Here is a 1,537-nt window from a genome sequence, read left to right as displayed (position 1 = left end):
CAATTTAGTTTAGCACTGACAATCATCTTGGTAAATTTCAAAAACATCATCTATATCACTTGTTTTAATACTTCTAATAACTAATCTTTCAGTTTTAAGATACATAATATTTCCATTCTCGAAATTATTTAAAAGTACAGATTTATCTCTTCAATAAAACTCTATTATCGAATTTTTTTTAAAATATTTTTAGCCATCCCAACTGCTCCAACTGCTCCAACTGCTTTAACTGTATATTTTTTTGCTTTATTCCTACAATTGCCACATATCATAATTTTTCTCGGTACCGCTATAGTTCTTCCACAAGTTATACAGGTTCGCTTCTTTTCATCATTAGTCTTCATAAATATCTCCACCTTTAATTAAAAAGTTAATCTCACTTCCAATTTGCATTTCATTATTAATCTTTAACCATAAATCTTTATTTTTATCATTATACCTATAATTATCATGAATAATTTCAAGTAAACTAGGATTTTCAACCATCCTAGAATTTGGTATTAATTTTTTAAGTTTGGTTGGAAAATTGCTCGATAATTTCTGAAGTAAATTCCTTGATTCACCCTTACTTTTACTAGAATAGTCCGCAAAAATATACCTAACTGATTCAATTCGATCTAACGCCATTGGCTCATTATCTAAAGTTAAATCTATATATGTCTGCATACCCACTATTTTTAGTAAGAGAGTAAGATCATCTAAAATAAAGTTTGCGTGTCTCTCAAAAGATTGTTCATTATATTGAATTTCGTTTACTAACTTTTTGATTTGATTTTTGTTAGTATTTAAATCAGTTTTAATTGCACCTACTGATTGTTCCAAGTTGCGAGAAGCTTCCTGTAATAATTGAATTTTTTTGTTCAAGTTATCAGTATTATGAAATTCGATTAACTGAGATCTTGCAGTAAAAAATGTAGGTAAAATACTATTGTTCCTGTCCCATTCAAGCTGATATTCTTGAATTGATTTAATTTCTACCGCAATTTCATATATTTTTTTTTAATTGTGCTTGGACAGCTAAATCTGTCAGAATACGAGAATAATCTTGTTCTATGGCTACTTCTTTAAACGTTATATCCTCCACTCGTTGATTTGAATTATTTATATCAACAATTACAGCTCTCTTATTTCCATCTATTTTTTTTGATTCCCCAATTTTATAATCACNGATAAAACAAAGCAAACAAGGCATGACATCCACTCAGATATTTGAACTTGCTGGACTTCCTTCACGTTTAATCGGAGAAGGAAAATCCGATCGATCACTATCGCGTTGGAAAAGAATATATAACGATCACGGAGAAGATATATTGTTACAGGAGAACCGTGGTTCAAAGAATAATCGTCCATATGGACCAAGAGAACAATTATCGTTACAAGAGGCGCTAGACAAAGCAAATGCCCGCATAGCCTATCTAGAGGGGAATCTTGAACTAGTAAAAAAATTAGAACAGCACGAGAGGAGCGTGAAAAACGGCAAAAGAAACGACTTAAGTAAACAAGAACGCTTTAGATTAATTAACCAAATTATTCGTGA

General features: G+C 30.6%; 3 protein-coding genes. 1 reads left to right on the top strand and 2 read right to left on the bottom strand.

Translation table 11 applies throughout. The features are described from left to right. Nucleotides 1-164: 164 nt before the first annotated feature. The gene (locus EF384_RS09505; protein WP_123781468.1) at nucleotides 165-344 is read right to left on the bottom strand and encodes a hypothetical protein; all 180 of its coding nucleotides are present in this window, start codon (nucleotides 342-344) and stop codon (nucleotides 165-167) included. Continuing rightward, nucleotides 334-822, bottom strand: coding sequence for a hypothetical protein (locus EF384_RS09500; protein ID WP_123781466.1), 489 nt, complete (start codon nucleotides 820-822; stop codon nucleotides 334-336). The genes EF384_RS09505 and EF384_RS09500 overlap by 11 nt, the downstream gene beginning before the upstream one ends. 488 nt (nucleotides 823-1,310) lie before the next feature. Here EF384_RS09500 and EF384_RS09770 point away from each other — a divergent pair. Continuing rightward, nucleotides 1,311-1,537: hypothetical protein (locus EF384_RS09770; RefSeq protein WP_233570092.1), on the top strand; the 227-nt coding region annotated here is incomplete at its 3' end.

The sequence above is a fragment of the Aerococcus agrisoli genome, assembly GCF_003797145.1.
GTDB classification, from domain to species: domain Bacteria; phylum Bacillota; class Bacilli; order Lactobacillales; family Aerococcaceae; genus Aerococcus; species Aerococcus agrisoli.
The sequence above is the reverse complement of the archived record's forward strand: the minus strand, read 5'-3'. Positions and strand labels throughout refer to the sequence as shown.